This is a genomic window from Dechloromonas hankyongensis (genome assembly GCF_022012295.1).
In the GTDB taxonomy this organism is placed as follows: Bacteria; Pseudomonadota; Gammaproteobacteria; order Burkholderiales; family Rhodocyclaceae; genus Azonexus; species Azonexus hankyongensis.
Window position 1 is genome coordinate 765,016 of record NZ_JAKLTN010000002.1, and the last position, 21,021, is coordinate 786,036.

Sequence of the window (21,021 nt, forward strand, 5' to 3'; positions counted from 1 at the left end):
GCGCTATGCTATCATGCCAAATGCACATCCAAGCCGGTACCCGAAGACCTTCAACATACTGGCATGCCTGATCAGGCGCATCACGAAGTGGCGCTGGAGCCAACAACTTATCGCACTAGCCCGGAGCTCACTCGTGGGATTTACCACAGATTAATTGCAGAAGACCACCCAGAATACTTGCCTGTCACAACAACACTTACTCCGGCACAAAGAGAATAAATCATGAAGGATCAACTTTCCGGTGATATTTTGCTCGACCGTCTCTTCGGCGCATCCGAAGACTCCGCTGCACTGGAAGCCTTTTCTCTACGTGGCGGTTCGGTGTCAAGGCGTGAATCCTGCATCTGCGCCCTCATCGGTTCCCCACGCCCGGAACGCAATATCGAACAATCCCAGGCAGGGCTTTCTCCAGCCGATCTGGTTCTGCAACTCTGGGCGAAGTATGGGCCCCAAACCCCAGCCCATCTGCGTGGCGGGTTCGCAGTCGCGATTGTCGATCGCACGCGAAAATCTATCTTTCTGGCAGTCGACCGCTTTGCCATGCAGACCCTTTGCTACAGCTTTGACGGAAACCGATTGAGCTTTTCCGACCGTGCGGACTGCGTTGCCGGTCGCGGCAACGAATTGGACTCGCAGGCCATATTCGACTTCCTGTTTTTCCACATGATTCCGGCCCCGCGGACCATCTTCCGCCAGGTACAACGATTGCCAGCCGCCCATAGCCTTCTCGTGGACGCAAACGGAATACAGGAAAAACGCTACTGGGCCTTACAGTTCGAGGAAACGACGCGGCACGCTTTCCCTGCCGCGAAAGAAACTTTCCTTGAGTTGATCCGCAAATCGGTGGCCGAGGAGATCGAGGGACACGATCAGGTCGGAGCATTTCTTTCGGGTGGGACGGATAGTTCAACGGTCGCCGGAATGCTCTGCAAGATCCAGGGCAAACCGGCCAAGACCTACTCGATTGGTTTTGAAGCCGAGGGCTACGACGAAATGGAGTACGCCCGCCTTGCCGCCAGACACTTCGGCTGCGAGCACCATGAGTATTACGTAACCCCCGACGATCTGTTAGCCAGCATTCCTGCTGTGGCACAGCATCACGACCAGCCGTTCGGCAACTCTTCAGCCCTACCGTCCTATTACTGCGCCAAGATGGCACGCCAAGACGGCTGCACCAAAATTCTGGCAGGCGATGGTGGCGACGAGCTCTTCGGTGGCAATTCGCGCTACGCCATGCAGCGCATATTCAATCTCTACAGCGCCTTGCCGGGCGGACTCCGGTCATTGATCGAGCCTGCCTGCGGCGACGAGAGTGTGTTGCGCAAGATCCCTGGCCTCCGTCAAGCTGTTGGATACGTCAGGCATTCGCGCAATCCGATGCCGGATAGACTGCAGAGCTTCAACCTGGTGATGCGCCTGGACCCGGCCAACATACTTTCTGCAGACTTCCTGAGATCCGTCGAACTGGATGAGCCCTTGCGGCATATGCGATCAACCTGGCAGCAGTGCGAGGCTGACAGCTTGATAAACCGTATGCTCGCCTACGATTGGCGCTATACGCTGGCTGACAGTGATTTGCCAAAGGTACGCGGGGCTACTGCCATGGCGGGGATCGAAGTCGGATACCCGTTGCTCGAAAACTGTTTCACCGATTTTTCGATGAAACTTGATCCGGAATGGAAACTAAAGCGCCTGAAGTTGCGGTGGTTTTTCAAGGAGGCCTTACGCGGCTTCCTCCCCGATGAAATTTTGACCAAGAAAAAACATGGCTTCGGCTTGCCCTATGGGCCGTGGATGGCCCGCACGCCAGCACTGCACAAACTCGCCCACGAGAGCCTTCATGCCCTTGCCGGACGCGGGATCATTCAGGAACAATTCGTCGATACAATGTTGGAGCGGCATTTACCAGAACATCCTGGATACTACGGTGAAATGGTATGGATACTACTTATGCTAGAGCAATGGATTAAAGGACAAGACTCCCTCCGCATTAGTTGAGTACTCGAAATTCAAGCTGAGACACAGATCGATGAAGAAAGCTATTTTTGCGTGCATATTTTCTGCGGGGACTCTTATCGTGCAAACCGCATATGCTTTCCCCGCAACAGATACCGAAATGGCACTGGTGCCCAACTATTGCAGAGACACACAGGGATTCGGCTACGGCGATGCGACCTCCAATCCGTCTCCACGATCCGGACACTGGGTCTCATTAATGGGGAAGACATTTTGGGCCATGCACCACTACTGCCGGGGACTGATCAAGCGCAACCGTGCCATGAAGTCAGGCATCAGCCACGAAGAGCGACAGCACCTCCTCAAAAGTGCAATCGACGAATATGAATACGTTTTAAACAATAACAAAGATGCCGAATTCATTTTGCTCCCAGAGATTTATACTCGGATTGGCGAGGCAAGCATCCTTATTTCAAATCCTTCTGCTGCAGAACAGGCTTTTGCTCACGCCCGCCAGATCAAGGCGGACTACTGGCCAGCCTATTCGCACTGGGCCGAATACCTGATTCAAAAGGGGAAACGAACTGAGGCAAAACAATTGGTCAAGAGCGGCTTGGAACAGACCCCTAATGCCAAGGTATTAATTGACCAATACCGCCTTCTAGGCGGCAAACCCTCTGAAATTATCCCAGTAGTGAAAAAACCCGCTATTGAAGACAATGCCGACGAAATGACAACTGCTCCGAAGCGAGACAGCAGTCCAGAGAATCCTACTAGCAAGAGTGATGCGGCATCCAAACAAGATCAGCAATCCAGCCTCGAAAAGCAATAGCCTAATGACCTTTGCGTACTGATTGACACCAGCGAACGCCAATCCGCTTGCCAGGAGCCTAACGCGATAGCATGGGAAGCAGCCAGTCAGACCACGCACGGTAGCCCTCACCATTGAGGTGAATACCATCAAAGCCATAGGCGGCATTTAGCGCTCCTGACCTATCCGCTAACACTATCGCTGGATTACCGAACTCCGCATTGACCTCAGAAATACGTTGGCTCAGATTTCGATTCACACACTCGATATTTGCCTGGAAACCGTGGGGGTTGTCCGCAAGCCGATTTCCTACAGGCGGTGGGCCTAGCACGATCAAGTGCGCTTGAGGTGATGCACTTTTCAATGTCTTGGCAAGATTGAGCGTTTGCTGTACTACCTCGTCACATCCCAAGCCAGCCAGTAGGTCGTTGGTGCCTCCCCAGAGAACAACAGCTGACGGAGCGTGGCGCGATACTTCTGAAGCTCGCTTGGCCATGTCCGAGACACGATCGCCTGCAATCCCTCTATTTAATGCTTGCGGGCCGAACAGTTCCTGTGTCAGCGCATAATCAGTGAGTGAATCGCCAAGGAACACCCAGCCGCCGGTATGTTCAGGCGTTTTCTGGAATGCATCCACACGCCCCCGATAGATAGCTGTCTGTGAAAAACGCTCTGGCTGTGCGGACCTGGAGAACCCCGCTAACCAATGCCAGCCACCTTTGTAGATCACGATTGCAGCAGCGCCGCATATCAATGCCGCATTCAGCGCCAATGAAAGGATTAGCCAGCGGCGCGTGCTTTTGCTTGCCGGTACCATACCCGTATCTTCGACATTGCAGGCCTCTCGACACAATATGTCGCCAGCGAGGCCAATATCAAGCTCACTGCGATTGCCAGAAGAATGGAGATGTTTACGCCAATCCCAGCCTCACGTAGAGAAAGAATAACGCTCCAGCCAATATTTTCATGCAGGAGATATAGCGTATAAGAAATGGCCCCTAGCCAAACGATAAAGGGGTTGGCCAATAGCCTGAGCCTACCGTTTGCCGCCCCCCACACCAAACCGCCAAAAACTATTGCCATACCAGCGATTCCAGGCGATTCGACGATCGCGAGCACACTGACGGCAGCACTTGCCGCCGACCAATCAAGCCAAGAGTTCTTTTCTTTGGAGTGAAAAGTAACTCGGTAAATAGCCATGCCGATGGCAAACCACGCGATCTGGCCGATGATCAAATAACGGTAGATGATCCAAGGGAGCGAGATACCGAAAAATTGCAACGCAACGAAATAGATAACGCGAATCGCCAGCAAGGCAAATAGAACGCCATGCACATAGCGCAAGCGCGATGTCATCATCAGCACGAACATGCCGGCATAAAACAGGAGCTCCACCTCCAGTGTCCAATACACGCCGTCCACATGAGGTATACGAAAAGCCATCCCATGAAACATCAATCCATTCAGCAAGGCCGTCCTGAAATCGGCCAAATGGCCAGGAAGACCAAGCCAGTGAGTAATCGTAAAAGTTAACGCGATCGCAACCCAGTAGGCCGGGTATAGCCTGCTGAATCGGCTTACCACGAAATCCATGGGCGCCTTGGAACGCTCAATGGTCATGAAGATTACAAATCCGCTGATGATGAAGAATAGATTGACACCGTAGTGCCCCAGCGGAAACGACAACAGCGGCGGCGATTCATGCCCGAACAATTTGTCGAATTGGGTGGTGAAGTGAAAGAGCACGACTGCCATGGCAGCAATGCCACGCAGTGCGTCAAGTCCGTCGAGACGTGGCCGTACGGTCGGAGTGGATGATTGCCCGACAACCACTTCCTGATCGGCGCGCACCTCCCTGCTCCCACCAGCCGTCATGCCACAGCCCCCTCAGGCGTCTTGGAGCGGAAACGGTTCGCCAAGGATTTGATGACCCGTGCTCCTACTTCCCGAGTTAGGCGCCATAGCCCGTATAGCGTCTTCGGATTGTAGGCAACAATCCCCCAGCGCTCACGCCGATGGGTCATCCAAGTCTGCTTGTATGGATCATCTCCGATGTAGTAATCGACCTCGCTGACACCATCCCGGTCAATCACATGTTCCATCAGATGAGCCGTCAGCAACGTGCCTGGGGAATACGCGGCATGCGCCTCGTCATACCCAACCTTGTAAATACCGGCCTTGCCATGATTCACCACCCAGATTTGTGCAGCAATCGGCTTGCCGCCGAGCCAGGCGACCCCCAACCGGAGACGCCCCGTAGCAGCCAGCATCCGCACAAGTCCGGGCACGAACGCCTCATGCGGCTCGGCCACTTTCCAGCTTGCCGAATAAACGGCGTTGTAGGCCGCGATGCCATCCTCCAGACGATCACTGGCGACAATGACCTCCAACGCACCCCCATCGGCGATCAGTTTCTTGCCGAGACGACGAATGGTATTTCGCATCTTCGGCTTGCGAGACTCAAAATAATCCTGATAGTTGCCTTTCACAGGCAAGTACCAGTTTCCAAAGCAGAAGTAGCCAAACGTTACCCATCCCGCAGCCTGCAAAGCGTTTCGCAGGATGATGCTGGCCGGGTCGGAAGGATTAAGCGGTGCAAAGCGCAACTCGGATAGCGCCGGGCAGTCAGTACGCAAGCGGTCGATTATCTGGCGCAAATCCCTGACACGAGCACCTTCGATCAAAACGGGCTGGAAGAGGGTTGTGTAATATGTTTCGAATCCCTTGGCACTTTTCCCGCCATGACTGTCCGGTAGCAGCATTGGCAGAGCCGCACGAGGCCTGCCATCTACGCTGCCGACGTAACACGTTGGTGTATAACCATCCACAGAAACCGTGGCCGCGAGATTGGCAAACCAGGGCTGGCCCAAATCGAATGCATGCTTCTCCGCTGACGAGAAAAGAGCCACAACCGCCTCGGGCAGATCAATACTCGGATATTCAAAACGAGCGACGTCTCTCTCCGCATGATCCTGTTCATCCACCACGGCCGACCGATAAGCAAGCTTGGCAAGCTGGCGAACTATGGAAAGTGCGCCATTCCGGTAGATTGTTTGATGGACGATCGTTCGACTATGGGTAGCCCAGTCATGCTGGTCTGCCGTCGCGTTTGTGTAGAACTCCAGGATGCCACCTGGAATCCTCCGGTACGCATCGGCAATCACTTCATACAGCAGTAACCTGCCCGGAGCGAACTGGGCCATTTCCTTGTTGTAGGCAGTCTTGAGGATGATGAACATCCGATCATCAAGAATGACCAGACGCGAAGCTGCCAGGCGTTCGTTGATCCACAACTCGTAAACGATTGCGTTTCCGGTGCGCGCAAAATCCGTCAGAACATCGGTATAAAACCGTCCCTGCAGATTGTCTGGCAATACGGCCGTACCTTCGAGACCTTTCCAGCTATCCGCCTCAAGTTGCCCATAGCGTGTAACTGCAGCGGCCATCTCGCCCGGTGTGTCTATCTGTACCAGAATGGCACCGCAATCGCCTTGCGCCAGACGATTCTTGTAGCGACGGATGTTCTTGGCAAGGTTTTTCGGGCGGCTATTCCAATATTCCTCGAAAGTCCCCGACAAATCGATACTGATTGTCGTCGTATGACTAATTGCCTGGTTCCGGGGCGCTAGGCCATCCACTACATTGGAATATGTAATATCCTGACCAAGAAAATCGATTTGCAGTGGTATCCCAGAAAGGGCGTCGAAAATACTTCCTAAAGATTCACGCGAACCGACCATGACAGGAGAAATCTGGGCTTGCGATGGAAAGAAGGTCTCCCAACGCCCCCACGCCGCTGGCCGGAGAAGGCACATTTCCAACTCGCCAGCAGCATTTTTCTGCTGCATAAGTCTCTCGTTACCCTGCCCAAAGTGTTTTAGGAGGTTCCCGACAAATCGGCTATCAAACAGGAGATGTCCGCGAAACAATCGCTGGTTACATGCATCCCAGGCAACTCCGTGCTCGCCGAGTTGATTATTCAGTGACAACGATTGCCAAACATGTGCGTTCATCTCAGGCGTTTTAGGACTTGTTCCAGCGTTTCCAACATCCATGTTATTTCCTGGCCCCCGATATCCTGGTGGCATGGCAGATGGAGCAAGTGCAAACGATAATCCGTAGCAATGGCACAGCCCGAAATCCCCATGCTATCCCATCGCCATATCGGAAGACCCTGGTTTTTCAGGCCATAGAAGTCAGGGAGCGGTCTGTCCAGATACAAAGGAAACATATAAGGCACCACGCCATCCGGCAAGTCCGAATACAAAGGCCTGCATCCAGGCAACGCGTCCACACCAGCAAGCCATTTCGAGAAATTTTCGCGGCGCTGACGCGCTATACGGTCGGCACTCGAATGCCGAACTATCCAGTGAGAAAGCCTGTATCCACGTAGCGAAGTCGACGCTGGATCATACGCTGAAGAGATGCCCCGCCCATCCTCCCATGAATGGTCGCCATCTTTCTCGATAATTTCCGCCAGCGGCGACTTCGTGCCTAACAGTGCATGTTTCCTTACTCGTGCTCGCGTTAGCAAACGGACTGCCGACGAAACCTCATCAAACAGTCCTCTGCCAATCAGCTCTCGCGTTAACTCGACCCCATTCCCAATCAACACCCCCCCGTCCATGGTCGGACAGAACTTGTAGGGGCTGGCAACGACAAAGGTGCCTAGGGCCCCCGTCTTCATGTCAACGCGCGAGCGAATGAAGGCATGCGAGCAATCCTCGATCAACACAATTTCATGCTTGTTGCACAACGCCTTCAATCGATCCAATGATTGAGGAAAGCCGAAATAGTGGGTGGCAAGGAGTGCTCGTATCGGAAGTTTGCTCTCGAGAATCAGGGCCTCAATCGCCGGAATATCCGGGCTCAGTTCCGCATTCAGTGGGTACAAACGGATTTCGCTTTGCAACGACAGCGCCGGGTCCAGCATCGTTCGGCAATGATAAGCCGGTATGAGCACGTAACCACCCGGACCGACGTTTGATAGGCGAAATGCCTCAAGAAGGGCGTAGCGTCCCCAACTAAAAAATTGGTAGTTTTTCGAATCTGTAACCGGCGTGTATTCGCCCTGACCGAAATCTCCACTACCAATATCCAGTCGAGTAGGGAGTATCGGCACTTGCGGCGACGGAAATTGAAAACGTTGCGGATTGAACACCCGGTAACCTGACTCCGATAGCCAAGTCATGCAGGCACCTCCATTTTCTGGAGCCAAGCGATGGTCTCCATTTCGACTACTCGCCGCCACTCCACACTTGCAAAAGTATGGTTGGCTTCTGCCACATGACACTGCGTTACGTTGGGACGCATCAAAGCCGACGACATGGTAACGGAAGCCTTGGCGTATTCACTAAACTCCTTGGCGGTGTAGTCGTCGCCGCTCAAAATAAGCAGGATGGGACTCCCCTCTGACGCAAGCACCAATCCCATCTGCTCCTGAAAACTGGGGATTCGCCCTTGAGCAGATTTATCACTTTTCTTGCGCAGCGACAGCAGGCTATCCATTAAGCCTTTCAGTGCACCAACGATAACCAATTGTCCGGACAAGAGCTTTTTCCAGAACGCCAGCTCCAGTAGGCGCTTTCTGTAATAGTGCTTGATCTGGGTTCTCGCCAGCGTCACCTCGGAGCGCACCCACGGGTTTAATAGGCAAAACCCTGCCAGACGATCATCGCCATGCTGATATCGGTACATCAGGCTGGCCGAGGCGGCATCACAAAGCCCCCATAGAACGATCTTTCGAATGTGCGGATACCGGGCGATGAAGGCGTCGATTGCCATCTCGATATCCTCCCCGACTTGTTCAAAATTTCGGAGTTCGCCTGTGCTGTCGCCCATTCCTCGAAAGTCGAAGCGCATAGCAGGATAGCCCGCAGCGGCCAAACTACGGGCCAGTAGCAAAAACTGCCGATGGCTACCCACGCGGTATTGAGGGCCACCAACAACGATCAAGACACCGATTTTTTGTGATACCTCAGGCGCACAGACCATGGCAAGCAAGGATTCGCCGCCACAGCGAAATACGAAAGCATCGTCCACGACTTTCATGCGGCAAGTCCGATCGATGCCTGCGTTGCGTCGATCAAGGTTGGAGCATCCTCTATCTCTGCGGTTTGCCAGAATGCCGGACCGGGTACAACCAGCGCGTCGACGGCGGCTCCGGCCGCTTTCCACTGCTCGATAAAGGGTAGCGACGCTGGCGCCAGCGAAGCCTCCTCACGCGACGAAACCTCCAGCCAGATTACCTTCCCTACCGGACCTTTCGGCATCAACTCAGCCTTCCGCAACCCGTCAACAAGCTGCGGAGATACTGTATAACCGGCGATTTCCACGTTTTGCCCGGACTCCAGACTCCGCTTCATGGTCTCTGTGATTTCCTTACCACCGCCAGTAGCAATCTCGCCAGCCAGTTTCAAACGCATGAACTGCTGCCAATGTTGCTTGCCGCCAACCACCGGCTGCCAGAAAACAAAATTAGCCTTTTCCTGCAATCGCTCGGAAAAACTCGCGGCCAGCAGACAACCGGAGCGCAGGCCCCATAGATAAAGCGGTGCGTCTGTTTGCTGTCTCAGCCAGCGATAGCCCAGCATCCCATCGTTCAGCCACGCTTCCCACGTCGCGTCGGCAAAATCACCATCGCTGTCGCCACAACCGCTCAAGTCGATTTGCAGGACGGCATACCCCGCTTTCGACAGCGATCTTGCCTGAAGCGCCGCCATCCGCCGCGACTTGTTCATCTCCTCAGCGAAGGGGTGAAAATAGAGAACAGCGCCAAGCGGCCTGGATTCTGGTGCATGAAAAATACAGAACCGCTGCCCGCTTTCGCCTTGCAGGAAGAAAGGATACAAGTGTCTGTCTTTCAGCCAGCCACCTTTCTCTCGACGAAATCGATCAGCGATCCGACACTAGCGAACGTGCTTCCCTCAATATCATCATCGTCGACGGAAAAACCGAATCTTTCTTCAAATCCCGTGATCAGTGCCACTACCGCCATCGAATCCAACTCCGGAATTGCGCCCAGCAGTGGGGTATCTCTGGTAAATGCGGCAGAACGACCGTTCAAACTGAGTATTTCGTCCAGTAGGGACAACACTTCTTTCTGGATATTCAAAACCATGCTCCTTCAGCGGCAGATTCGGGTTGCCGAATTATAGGCGGAGAATGCCCCCATGACTGTGAGATACTCCACGTCGTCATAAGCCATTCCATGACAAGCTTGTTACCCATGAGAGACTCCACACTTTTACACGAACTCATTTCGCGCTCGGCAGAACGCAGCGAATCTTCAGTTGCCGTAACGTACGGAAAATACTCCCTAAGTTATGGCGAACTACAGAAAGCTGTCGAAGGATTCGCCAGCGGCTTGATCAGCTTGGGACTAGCGCGGGGTGAGCGTGTCGCCATCTACCTTGAGAAACGTTTCGAGACGGTCATCGCAAGTTTTGGGGCACCTGCTGCGGGAGGAGTCTTCGTCCCGCTAAACCCGCTGCTCAAGCCCGAGCAGGTCGGGTATATCCTACGCGATTGCACTGTCAGAGTGCTGGTCACCTCGCCGGAACGGCTGGCATTACTCAACGATACGCTGCCGGATTGCCATGATCTGCGCCATATCGTAGTCCTGGACTCAATAGACGAGACAGTGCCGCTTCCCGGACTGACATTATCGCGCTGGCCCGACCTCCTTCGAGCTCCACCAGTTTCTGGGCATCGTGTGATCGATACCGACATGCTCGGCATCCTCTACACTTCGGGCAGCACAGGGAAACCCAAAGGCGTGGTGCTCTCTCACCGGAACATGGTCGCAGGTGCAAAGAGCGTTTCTAGTTATCTGAAAAACCACTCAACCGACACACTACTGGCCGCCCTCCCACTTTCATTCGATGCGGGCTTCAGCCAATTGACCACCGCATTCCACGTTGGCGCCCGCGTTGTTCTGCTCAACTACCTGCTGCCGCGTGACGTGCTCAAGACAATCGAGCGAGAGAAAGTTACTGGCCTGACGGCAGTACCACCGCTCTACATCCAGTTAACTCAATTGGAATGGCCGGAATCAATTACCAATCATCTTCGGTATTTTGCCAATACTGGCGGCAGAATGCCGCGCGAGACGCTCAACGCATTGCGTCACTATTTGCCCAAAACACAACCCTTTCTGATGTATGGATTAACTGAAGCATTCCGGTCAACATTTCTTCCTCCAGAGGAAGTTGACCGTCGTCCAGACTCGATCGGCAAGGCAATTCCGAATGCCGAGATCCTGGTTTTGCGAGAAGACGGGACTCCTTGCGGACCAAACGAACCGGGAGAACTTGTCCACCGGGGTGCGCTGGTTGGAATGGGCTACTGGAACGATCAGGAAAAAACTGCAGAGCGTTATAAGCCGTTACCGATACACGCCCCTGGGCGAGAAGCAGGATTGGTTTTGCCGGAAATTGCCGTATTTTCTGGTGACACAGTGCGGATGGACGAAGAAGGCTATATGTACTTTATCGGCCGCCGAGATGAAATGATTAAGACCTCAGGTTATCGCGTCAGCCCAACCGAAGTCGAGGAGATCCTCTATGCAACTAAACTGGTCGGCGAATGTGTAGCCTTCGGCGTTGATGACGACCGTCTTGGCCAAGCCATTCAAGTGATTGCCACCCCTCCAGCAGATGCCTCTCTTGATGTCGCGACATTACTTGTGGAGTGCCGCGCAAAAATGCCTGCGTATATGGTGCCAGCGGGAATTGAGGTGCATGAAGGCCCATTGCCACGCAACCCCAATGGCAAAATTGATAGAAAGACCCTGGCAACTGCCTGGATCGAACAAAAAAACCAGAACACTAGCAGCTAGCCCAGGACCATCGATGACGATCCACAATAATGCAACGCCCATCCATGCTGCCATGGCGCAGTTTTCCAATGACGGAGATCAACTGCTAATCGGTGGCATGCCGATTTCGCAGCTCACCGAACGAGTCGGACAAACTCCCTACTATGCCTATGATCGCAAACTGATTCGGTCGCGGGTTGGCGATCTACGTGCTGTACTACCAAAAAATGTGAAGCTGCACTACGCCATGAAGGCCAACCCAATGCCCGCGCTTGTTGCTTTCATGGCTGGGCTAGTCGATGGTATCGATGTTGCATCTGCTGGTGAACTCAAGGTTGCCCTTGACGCAGGCACATCGCCACAGGAAATTAGCTTTGCCGGCCCAGGGAAACGGCACTCTGAACTTCGCCAAGCAGTGGCATCGGGTATCTTGATTAATATTGAATCATTTCGAGAAGTCGACGCCCTCGCCGAAATTTCGCGAGAATTGGCCTTGCCGGCCCGCGTTGCAGTCCGAGTCAACCCCGATTTTGAGCTAAAGGGTTCCGGCATGAAAATGGGGGGCGGCCCGAAACAATTTGGTGTTGACGCTGAAGCCGTTCCCGAATTGCTTGAACGCATCGCCAAACAACAATTGATGTTCGAGGGCTTCCATCTATTCGCCGGTTCCCAGAATCTGAAAGCCGAAGCTATATGTGAAGCGCAGGATAAGTCCTATCAACTGGCACTTAAACTATCGTCTTCCATACGAATGCCGGTACGATTTCTAAATCTAGGCGGTGGATTCGGAATCCCCTATTTCCCCGGAGAACAACGATTGGACCTGGCACCAATCGGCAAGAACCTGAGTCGATTGGTCGAACGGGCCAAAGACGATTTCCCGGAGGCATCACTGGTCATTGAACTTGGACGCTATCTTGTTGGAGAGGCCGGCGTTTACGTTACCCGAGTAGTGGATCGCAAGATTTCGCGCGGCCAAATCTTCCTGATCGTAGATGGCGGGCTACACCACCACCTCTCCGCATCAGGAAACTTCGGACAGGTGATCCGTAAAAACTACCCTGTCGCAATTGGCACTCAAATGAATGCCAACACCACGGAAATGACAAGCGTCGTTGGTCCTCTATGTACCCCTCTGGACATCCTAGCCGACCGCATGCATCTGGCACAAGCCACTCAAGGGGATCTTGTTGTCATTTTCCAGTCGGGTGCTTATGGTGCTAGCGCGAGCCCACAGCGTTTTCTTGGCCATCCTGACGTCGTTGAAGTACTAGTTTAGCCAAGATAATCGCGATCGCGAATTAATGCTGGACTTTATCAAGCCAACGACGTTCGGTCTCAGCAACACACTTCCTATGCTCACTTCCTATGCTCGCAATAAACAAGTGCCAAACTTCGATAGCAGCATAGGTGGAAACAATGGTTTTGTATGAAGACAGTGAACCGCACAATTCTTGGCAAGAGGCTGACCGCCCACCGAACACATGACGTCATCCTAAATAGTTTGCAGTAAAAAGCGAATTATTTCTATAATTTACAGTGTTTTTCACCATTAGAAGATGTTTTCACCGATCTCAAAAATACTTTTTCGAGATTGGTAGCCAACGTGAAATAGTGCCTGTTTAATCTATGCCAAAATCACTAGAGTAGCAAAGCAGACAGGTGATTCGATGGGCATTGCCTAGCAATAAGGGCTATTCAAAAAGCGGGATGGAGTTCGATCATCATGATCAGGATGTTTAACCATTGGGTCTCATGGCGAAGCGTGGCAGGGGCGCTGTTTGATTTTTCTTTTTTGATTGTCAGCTTGTTCATCACCCTGATGTGGATCAACAGCGGGCTTCCCGTGAACCTTGCTCAGGTTCTCATTTTTTCCGCACTGTTTGCCGTAGTGATGCTTGCAATCAATATCCTGCTCGGTTTCTACCAGCGTACAACAACACGCTCTTTTGTCGATAAGAGAGCCCGAGCAATGCTGTCTTTATACTTGGCCATTCCTGTCGCTTATGGCCTTTATGCCTTATTACCAATCACCTCGGTAAACCGCGACCTTATGCAGCTTTCTGCGATGTCAGCTGTCTTCGGCATGCTGGTCACCAGGGTAAGCGCAGCTTATTCGCCCACCGCCAATATTCTTCGGCGACGTATCTTGGTTTTCGGAACCGGCCTACAAGCAATAGCTGTAAAACATGCCTTGGAACACTCTGATCCGTCAGCCGAGATCATTGGTTTTTATCCCGGCGCAAATGAAGATCAGCCTCAAGTTACGCCGCACATGATCCTGAGTCGTGCTCAGCCCTTGACCGATACTGCCCGCAATCTGAAAGTCGATGAGATTGTGGTAGCGCTCAGCGAACGCCGCGGAGGCTCAATGCCGTTGCGGGAATTACTCGATTGCAAGTTGCAAGGCATACGGGTTCTTGATCTCGCCAGCCATTTCGAGCAGACGCTAGGACAAATTCGTCTTGATTCCCTCTATGCCGGCTGGCTCATTTTTGGGGACGGATTTCGGCAGGGCTTTATTCGCACCCTGGTAAAGCGGCTGTTTGACATCGTTTGCGCCAGCATCCTCATCGCCCTCGCTCTACCTGTAATGGCAATAGCTAGCGTATTGATCGTTGTCGAAGATGGCTTTCCACTCCTTTACCGCCAGGAGCGCGTTGGCTTGGGTGGTCGCTTGTTCAACGTGATTAAATTTCGCAGCATGCGCCGTGATGCGGAGAAGGATGGCAAACCTATATGGGCCCAGGCAAAAGACAGTCGTGTCACCCGTATTGGCCAAATCATCAGAAAACTCCGGATCGACGAATTGCCACAACTGTTCAGTGTTCTTAAAGGTGACATGAGTTTGGTTGGCCCCCGCCCTGAGCGCCCATTCTTCGTCGATCAACTGACAAAGGAGATTCCTTTCTATGCTGTCCGCCATAGTGTCAAACCGGGTGTAACAGGTTGGGCGCAAGTACGTTATCACTATGGATCTACCGTTGAAGACTCAGCCGAAAAGCTGCAGTACGACCTTTACTACGTCAAAAACCATACGCTATTCCTCGACATCGTCATTCTTTTCGAAACCGTTGGCGTAGTGCTTACAGGTAAAGGTGCTCAATAAGACTTGAGCCCCTTAAAAACAGATCCAGCTCATGGACGCCACCGACACTTCACTGATCACCTGGAGCTTTGGTCTTGCCGCCCTTGGCTACGTGACCCTTACAGGCCATTTTTTCTCTTTTGGTAAAGACTGGCGGTCTAGCACCCGAGCTCGGCGCATTGTTATCGCAGCAATGCTTTCCGCGCTCTGGGCTGTCTTTACCTTGTTTGCGATGCGGAGTGGCAAATATTTGCCGACAATTACCTCATCACTGCTGGACGTATGTCGCTACGGAGTTTGGTATTCCTTCTTATTGGCGATACTGTCGCCGCAAATTGGCGAAAATCAAACCAAACCCGTAGTAGCGCCTTGGCTTCCTCATTTGTGCCGGCTACTGATTGGCACGGGCCTAGTGCTACAAATCGCCCTCCTCGGTGACTGGCTCAAATCTGACGATTGGCAACGCGCCCTGGTTTTTCAAGGTCTGGCCGAAGCAGTCGCCGGACTCATACTTGTCGAACAGTTATTTCGTACTGTCGCCGAGGATTCACGTTGGAATATAAAGCCTCTTTGCCTGGCCTTGTTGTTCCAGTTCGGCTTTGACGTCTACCTATTTTCTGATGGAATGATGTTCAATCATCTCGATGGTGACGCCATCACCGTCCGTGGTTTTGTTCATGCCACCACGATCCCCTTGCTAATGTTATCCACCGAACGCAGCAAAGACTGGACATCGAAAATCCGCATTTCTCAAAAAGCGGCTTTTCACTCCATCACCCTGCTTGCCTCAGGGGTTTATCTATTATTTATGGCCGGCGTTGGCTACTACGTTCGCTACTTCGGTGGTGAATGGGGCCGAGCATTGCAGCTGGCCCTTGTTTTTGCGGCGACGCTTGGGTTGTGCATTCTGCTCGTATCAGGCTCGATGCGCGCGAAGATAAAGGTTCTAGTTGGAAAACATTTCTTCCACTATCGATACGACTATCGGGAAGAATGGCTTCGTTTCACGCAAACCCTGACCACTCAAGACTCTCCACAATCAATGGGAGAGCAGGTCATCCGAGGTTTGGCGAACATGGTTGAAAGTCCTGCTGGTGCGCTATGGCTCCGTGAGGCGGGTAGAGAAACCTATAGTCAGACGGCACGTTGGAATCTTCCTGAGAGCCCTGGGCTTGAGCACTCAGACTCCCAACTATGCAAATTTCTGCTCGATAGCGGCTGGGTTATAAACCTTGAAGAATACCGTTGCTATCCGGGCCGCTACAGTGGTCTGGACATTCCGGACTGGCTGTCTGGCCTTCCAAATGCTTGGCTGATTGTTCCTCTGATGGTCAGCCACGAAATGCAGGGGTTCGTCATCCTGGCAAGCTCCAGAACGCCTATCAATGTTAACTGGGAAGTAAATGATCTCCTGCGCACTGCAGGCTGTCAGGCCGCCAGCTTCCTTGCCAAGATGCAGGCCACTGAAGCGTTGCTTGAGGTTCGCAAGTTTGATGCGTTCAACAAAATGTCAGCATTCGTTGTGCACGATCTAAAGAATATCGTAACCCAGCTCGCATTAATGCTGAAGAATGCCGAACGTCATCGTGACAATCCAGAATTTCAGCAGGACATGTTGATGACTGTGGACCATGCCGTTGAACGGATGCGCCAATTGATGCTTCAATTGCGCGAAGGCGCCAAGCCACCTGGCGGCATGTGCGGAGTTAATCTTGCCGACATCGTTCAGCGCATACAAAAGGACAAGATGAATCAGGGACGTCCGATCCAGGTTAACCTTAAAGAAGGTCTCATTGCCCGTGGCCATGATGAGCGCCTGGAAAGAGTACTTGGACACCTAGTCCAAAATGCCTTGGATGCATCAGCTCAGGATAGCCCTGTATGGGTTGATATTGAACGCAGGAACGACAAGGCTGCGATAGAAGTTGGGGATACGGGGCACGGGATGTCGAAAGAATTTATCCGAGACCGACTTTTCAAACCCTTCCAGAGTACAAAAGAAGCCGGAATGGGCATTGGTGCCTACGAAAGTGCGCAATACATTCGCGAATTGGGAGGAGAAATGCTTGTAGACAGCGAACCGGGCAAAGGGACCCGCATCACAGTAATCCTTCCGCTATTTGTAATACGTACTGAATCCGATCTCATAGAAAGAGAAGTTGCGTGACTACTGAACGGCCCCGCCCCCTGCTCATTGTTGAGGATGACCTCGCATTGCAAAAGCAACTGCGTTGGTCTTTCGACCAGTTTGAAACACTGACAGCTGCTGATCGCGAAAGTGCTTTGGCTCAAATCCACCGCCACGCTCCACCGGTAGTAACCATGGATTTAGGTTTGCCACCCGATGCCGACTCAGTGTCAGAAGGCTTTCGTCTACTCGAACAAATTTTAGCGGCTGCCCCGGATACCAAGGTGATCGTCCTGACGGGTCAAAACGACCATGCTAATGCCCTTCGCGCCATAGCACTGGGCGCCTATGACTTTTTTGCCAAGCCATTCGAGCCCGAATTGCTCGCCCTGACTATCGACCGAGCCTTTCGGCTACACGATCTGCAGCAGGAAAACCGTCGCCTTCAAGCGGTTCAGCACCCGACGGCACTGAGCGGTCTGCTGACTCGTGATGCCAATATGCAACGCGTCTGTCGGACTATCGAAAAAGTAGCCAACAGCAACGCCACGGTCCTGCTGCTTGGTGAGAGCGGCACGGGCAAGGAACTGTTAGCTCGCGGATTGCATGAATCATCGCCGCGAGTGAAGGAACGCTTCGTCGCTATCAACTGCGCTGCCATCCCGGAAAACCTGCTGGAAAGCGAGCTATTCGGATATGAAAAGGGTGCCTTTACTGGCGCCGCGAAAACCACCCCAGGGAAAATCGAAACGGCGAACGGTGGCACGCTGATGCTTGATGAAATTGGCGATTTACCACTGCCGCTGCAGGCCAAATTGCTGAGATTTCTTCAAGAACGTGTTGTCGAGCGTCTTGGCGGACGTCAGGAAATTGCAGTCGATGTGCGTATCGTATGCGCGACACATCAGAATCTAAAATCCCAAATCAGCGATGGTCGTTTCCGCGAAGACCTGTATTACCGTCTAGCCGAGATCGTTGTACCCATTCCGCCGCTACGTGAGCGCACCGGCGACGCCACCCTGCTGGCACATGCCTTTGTTCATAAATTCGCTGAAGAACAAAAGCGCGGCAGTATGACGCTGGGAGAGGACGCGGTCCGTTCCATCGAAAACCATCGCTGGCCTGGCAATGTCCGTGAATTGGAAAATTGCTTGAAACGTGCTGTGATCATGGCAGACGGATCACGAATTACCCGCGATGACATCGGGCTTGGTGGCAATGACGAAGGAGAGACTGAATTCATCGATTTGCGCAAAGTGCGAGATGATGCAGAACGCCATGCAATCGTCACAGCCCTTGGTCGCGCTAATAATAATCTGATGAAAACAGCCGAAATACTCGGTATTAGCCGCCCCACACTTTACGACCTGATGCATCGACTCGGCTTGAAATCACAAAATTCCTGAAAAGAGACACATAATGAAAACGTCGCGCCAAAATTTGCCTATTAAATTATCGGCACTGTTGCTCGCGCTCATGCTTGGAGCCTGCGGAGGAGAATCCACAGATGGCCTGATTGCGTCAAGTAAGGAATATCTGGCAAAAAAAGATACGAAAGCAGCGGTCATCCAGCTAAAAAATGCACTTCAGCAAAACCCGAAGCTGGCTGAAGCTCGTTTTTTACTGGGCGCTGCGCTTTCGGAAAGTGGTGACCAGGCCGGTGCAGAGCTTGAGCTGCGAAAAGCCCTTGAGCTCAAGCATCCAGCTGATGCCGTCATTCCTTTACTTGCCCGTACCATGCTGAACCTTGGCCAAGCCAAGAAACTGGTGGACGAATTTGGAAATACCACGCTGACCAATGGTGAATCTCAAGCTGCACTGAAAACATCCCTCAGCGCTGCGTATGCCAATCTTGGCAAACCTGACGAAGCCAAAAAACTGCTTGCCGAAGCGCTCCTTGCATACCCGGATTACGAACCCGCACGCCTTGCGGATATTCGTGAAACCATTGCGCAGCAGGACATTCAGGGGGCAAAAGGCAAAATCGACGCACTAGTTGCACAACATCCGACAAGTGCTGAAGCGATTTTCATGAGGGGAACCCTGCTTGCCATGGAGGGGGACTCAACTGCAGCCCTTGCCCAATATCGCAAATCCATCGAGGTAAAACCCAACTTCCTCCCAGCGCACACAGCGATCATTTTTTCATTGCTTCAAAGCGAAAAAATGGACGATGCAGCAAAGCAACTGGATGCGCTGAAAAAAATAGCCCCGAAAAGTCCTCAGGCCTATTTTCTTGATGCACAGCTAAATTACCAGCGCAAGGAGTACAAAGTCGCGCGAGAGTCTGCTCAACAACTCCTGCGCTTTGCGCCAAACAATCCCAACAACCTGCAAATTGCAGGCGCCATCGAGTATCAGCTTGGCTCCTACCTTCAAGCTGAGACATATTTGACGAAGGCCCTACAATCATCCCCCAAGCTGGTTCTCGCAAGACGCATTCTGGTCGCCAATTATCTACATGCAGGTCAACCGGCCAAGGCCTTGGAAGTGTTGCAGCCCGTTCTTGGCGATATCGACAAGGATTCAGCATTCCTGACGTTAGCGGGTCAAGCTTACCTACAGAATGGGGATGCCCCGAAGGCAGCTGCCTATTTCACCAAAGCGAGCAAGCTGGACCCCGAAAATGCAACGAAAAAAACCTCGGTTGCTGTTGCGCATCTGGCCCAAGGCAATACCGAAAGCGGATTCCAGGAACTTCAGCAAATTTCTGCGGAAGACAAAGGCATTACTGCCGACTTGGCATTGATTACGGCTCACCTAAAAAACAACAATTTAGACAAAGCGCTGCAAGCTATCGACATTTTGGAAAAGAAGCAACCCGACAACCCTGCAACATACAATCTACGGGCTCGTACCCTGTTGGCCAAGAAAGACATGGCAGGTGCCCGCAAGAATTTTGAGAAAGCCCTTGCGATCAACTCTACATTTTTCCCGGCAGCTGCCAGCCTTGCCGCCTTGGACTTGGCTGACAAGAAATCGGCTGACGCTCAAAAGCGCTTTGAAACAGTACTCTCAGCAGATCCCAAGAACGTGCAAGCCCTGCTCGCTTTGGCTGAACTGAAGGTGGCGACTGGAGGAAAGGCCGACGAGGTAACGACTTTGATCGGAAAAGCCGTAAGCGCAGCTCCAACCGATGTCGCACCGCGATTAGCATTGGTTCAAAATCACCTTAAAAACCAGGATCCTAAAAAAGCCCTTACTGCTGCCAACGACGCAGTAGCAACACTGCCAGACAAGCCGGAAATACTCGAAGCTCTAGGTCGTGTCCAACAGATGTCAGGCGACCTCAATCAGGCATCAATTACCTTTGGAAAAATGGCATCTTTGCAGCCGGCAGCACCGACTCCCTTGCTGCGACTGGCTGAAGTCCAATTTGCCAACAAGAAAAACGATGAGGGAGTCAAATCTCTGAAAAAAGCCCTTGAGATAAAACCTGATCTACTTGATGCTCAACGAGGCCTTATTCTTGCAGCAATGGAAAACAAAAACCCAAATGAAGCCTTGAATATTGCCAAAACTGTCCAAAAACAACGGCCAAAAGAAGCTGCAGGTTACCTCCTTGAAGGAGCAATTCATACTGCCAACCAAGCCTTCAGCCAAGCCATCGAAATCTACCGGACTGGCCTCAAAGTGACCTCGTCTCCGGACATTGCGATAAAACTCCATGGCGCCCTGATTAACGCTGGAAACAAGCCCGAAGCCGAAAAACATGCCGCCACATGGCTAAAAGAACATCCGAAAGATATCGGGTTCCGGATGTATATGGGCGACTTTGCTTCGTCCACCAAAAATTTCAGTCTGGCGGCGTCACATTACCAAAGCGCTCTTGCACTTCAGCCAAACAATGCACTAATTCTCAACAATCTGGCTTGGGTTAGTGCTCAGAATAAATCTCCCAAAGCTCTGGAATATGCCGAAAAAGCCAACGAATTAGCGCCTAATCAACCGGCCTTCATGGATACTTTGGCCATGATATTTGCCGAAAAGGGTGAAACAACAAAAGCAATTGATCTGCTCCGAAAAGCGATGGTTAGCGCACCGCAAGCGGCAGCGATCCAACTGAACCTAGCCAAGGTTCTGATCACTAGTGGCAAAAAAGACGATGCGCGCAAAGAGTTGGACGCCTTGACAAAGCTCGGCGACAAATTCCCGGGCCAGACTGAGGTCGCTCAGTTGTTGAAGTCCCTCTAAAATTCAATTTCAACCCATTTTTGATA

Annotated in this window: 15 protein-coding genes; 8 read left to right on the top strand and 7 right to left on the bottom strand. The window is 52.3% G+C overall.

The window, feature by feature from the left end:
• The first annotated feature begins 222 nt into the window (after positions 1–222).
• Together LZ012_RS12195 and LZ012_RS12200 are read left to right on the top strand one after the other, a co-directional pair.
• On the top strand, positions 223–1,998 hold the full coding sequence (locus tag LZ012_RS12195) for an asparagine synthetase B family protein (protein WP_275711090.1): 1,776 nt from the start codon (positions 223–225) through the stop codon (positions 1,996–1,998).
• 31 nt (positions 1,999–2,029) lie between these two features.
• On the top strand, positions 2,030–2,788 hold the full coding sequence (locus LZ012_RS12200; protein ID WP_275711091.1) for a tetratricopeptide repeat protein: 759 nt from the start codon (positions 2,030–2,032) through the stop codon (positions 2,786–2,788).
• 58 nt (positions 2,789–2,846) lie between these two features.
• Here LZ012_RS12200 and LZ012_RS12205 read toward each other — a convergent pair whose 3' ends face one another.
• The 7 genes from LZ012_RS12205 to LZ012_RS12235 are packed head-to-tail and all read right to left on the bottom strand — an operon-like array spanning position 2,847 to position 9,881.
• Positions 2,847–3,584, bottom strand: coding sequence for a GDSL-type esterase/lipase family protein (locus tag LZ012_RS12205; RefSeq protein WP_275711092.1), 738 nt, complete (start codon positions 3,582–3,584; stop codon positions 2,847–2,849).
• The gene (locus tag LZ012_RS12210) at positions 3,548–4,618 is read right to left on the bottom strand and encodes an acyltransferase family protein (protein WP_275711093.1); all 1,071 of its coding nucleotides are present in this window, start codon (positions 4,616–4,618) and stop codon (positions 3,548–3,550) included. The genes LZ012_RS12205 and LZ012_RS12210 overlap by 37 nt, the downstream gene beginning before the upstream one ends.
• Positions 4,619–4,638: 20 nt before the next feature.
• Complete coding sequence (locus LZ012_RS12215; protein WP_275711094.1) at positions 4,639–6,822, bottom strand: GNAT family N-acetyltransferase; 2,184 nt, start codon at positions 6,820–6,822, stop codon at positions 4,639–4,641.
• Complete coding sequence (locus tag LZ012_RS12220; protein ID WP_275711095.1) at positions 6,777–7,958, bottom strand: DegT/DnrJ/EryC1/StrS family aminotransferase; 1,182 nt, start codon at positions 7,956–7,958, stop codon at positions 6,777–6,779. Before LZ012_RS12220 ends, LZ012_RS12215 begins: the two co-directional genes overlap by 46 nt.
• Entirely contained in the window at positions 7,955–8,818 is an 864-nt protein-coding gene (locus LZ012_RS12225; protein ID WP_275711096.1) for a hydrolase 1, exosortase A system-associated, read from the bottom strand. Before LZ012_RS12225 ends, LZ012_RS12220 begins: the two co-directional genes overlap by 4 nt.
• Positions 8,815–9,618 (bottom strand): hydrolase 2, exosortase A system-associated, encoded by an 804-nt coding sequence (locus tag LZ012_RS12230; RefSeq protein WP_275711097.1) that lies wholly within the window; start codon positions 9,616–9,618, stop codon positions 8,815–8,817. Before LZ012_RS12230 ends, LZ012_RS12225 begins: the two co-directional genes overlap by 4 nt.
• 11 nt (positions 9,619–9,629) lie before the next feature.
• Positions 9,630–9,881: an acyl carrier protein gene (locus tag LZ012_RS12235; RefSeq protein WP_420839516.1), complete on the bottom strand. Its 252-nt coding sequence runs from the start codon at positions 9,879–9,881 to the stop codon at positions 9,630–9,632.
• A 114-nt stretch (positions 9,882–9,995) separates the two neighbouring features.
• On the opposite strand from LZ012_RS12235, the gene LZ012_RS12240 reads away from it, so the two are divergent.
• From LZ012_RS12240 to prsT, 6 genes are all read left to right on the top strand, one after another.
• Positions 9,996–11,606 (top strand): acyl-CoA ligase (AMP-forming), exosortase A system-associated, encoded by a 1,611-nt coding sequence (locus LZ012_RS12240; RefSeq protein ID WP_275711100.1) that lies wholly within the window; start codon positions 9,996–9,998, stop codon positions 11,604–11,606.
• A gap of 13 nt (positions 11,607–11,619) precedes the next feature.
• Positions 11,620–12,864, top strand: a complete 1,245-nt coding sequence (locus LZ012_RS12245) for a pyridoxal-dependent decarboxylase, exosortase A system-associated (RefSeq protein ID WP_420839517.1) — start codon at positions 11,620–11,622, stop codon at positions 12,862–12,864.
• A gap of 447 nt (positions 12,865–13,311) precedes the next feature.
• Positions 13,312–14,694 carry a TIGR03013 family XrtA/PEP-CTERM system glycosyltransferase gene (locus LZ012_RS12250; protein ID WP_275711101.1) on the top strand — a complete coding sequence of 461 codons (1,383 nt, stop codon included), beginning with the start codon at positions 13,312–13,314 and terminating at the stop codon, positions 14,692–14,694.
• A 31-nt stretch (positions 14,695–14,725) separates the two neighbouring features.
• Positions 14,726–16,840 carry an XrtA/PEP-CTERM system histidine kinase PrsK gene (prsK, locus tag LZ012_RS12255; protein WP_275711102.1) on the top strand — a complete coding sequence of 705 codons (2,115 nt, stop codon included), beginning with the start codon at positions 14,726–14,728 and terminating at the stop codon, positions 16,838–16,840.
• A complete protein-coding gene (gene prsR / locus LZ012_RS12260) occupies positions 16,837–18,207 on the top strand; it encodes a PEP-CTERM-box response regulator transcription factor (protein ID WP_275711103.1) in 1,371 nt (456 codons plus the stop codon). Before prsK ends, prsR begins: the two co-directional genes overlap by 4 nt.
• Positions 18,208–18,220: 13 nt before the next feature.
• Positions 18,221–20,995, top strand: a complete 2,775-nt coding sequence (gene prsT / locus LZ012_RS12265) for an XrtA/PEP-CTERM system TPR-repeat protein PrsT (protein ID WP_275711104.1) — start codon at positions 18,221–18,223, stop codon at positions 20,993–20,995.
• The last annotated feature ends 26 nt before the right edge of the window (positions 20,996–21,021 follow it).

Bases quoted from the DNA above. Each gene is read 5' to 3' on its own strand.
- LZ012_RS12195 (WP_275711090.1), top strand. From the start codon at position 223: ATGAAGGATCAACTTTCCGGTGATATTTTGCTCGACCGTCTCTTCGGC.
- LZ012_RS12200 (WP_275711091.1), top strand. From the start codon at position 2,030: ATGAAGAAAGCTATTTTTGCGTGCATATTTTCTGCGGGGACTCTTATC.
- LZ012_RS12205 (WP_275711092.1), bottom strand. From the start codon at position 3,584: ATGGTACCGGCAAGCAAAAGCACGCGCCGCTGGCTAATCCTTTCATTG.
- LZ012_RS12215 (WP_275711094.1), bottom strand. From the start codon at position 6,822: ATGGATGTTGGAAACGCTGGAACAAGTCCTAAAACGCCTGAGATGAAC.
- LZ012_RS12220 (WP_275711095.1), bottom strand. From the start codon at position 7,958: ATGACTTGGCTATCGGAGTCAGGTTACCGGGTGTTCAATCCGCAACGT.
- LZ012_RS12225 (WP_275711096.1), bottom strand. From the start codon at position 8,818: ATGAAAGTCGTGGACGATGCTTTCGTATTTCGCTGTGGCGGCGAATCC.
- LZ012_RS12240 (WP_275711100.1), top strand. From the start codon at position 9,996: ATGAGAGACTCCACACTTTTACACGAACTCATTTCGCGCTCGGCAGAA.
- LZ012_RS12245 (WP_420839517.1), top strand. From the start codon at position 11,620: ATGACGATCCACAATAATGCAACGCCCATCCATGCTGCCATGGCGCAG.
- LZ012_RS12250 (WP_275711101.1), top strand. From the start codon at position 13,312: ATGATCAGGATGTTTAACCATTGGGTCTCATGGCGAAGCGTGGCAGGG.
- prsK (WP_275711102.1), top strand. From the start codon at position 14,726: ATGGACGCCACCGACACTTCACTGATCACCTGGAGCTTTGGTCTTGCC.
- prsT (WP_275711104.1), top strand. From the start codon at position 18,221: ATGAAAACGTCGCGCCAAAATTTGCCTATTAAATTATCGGCACTGTTG.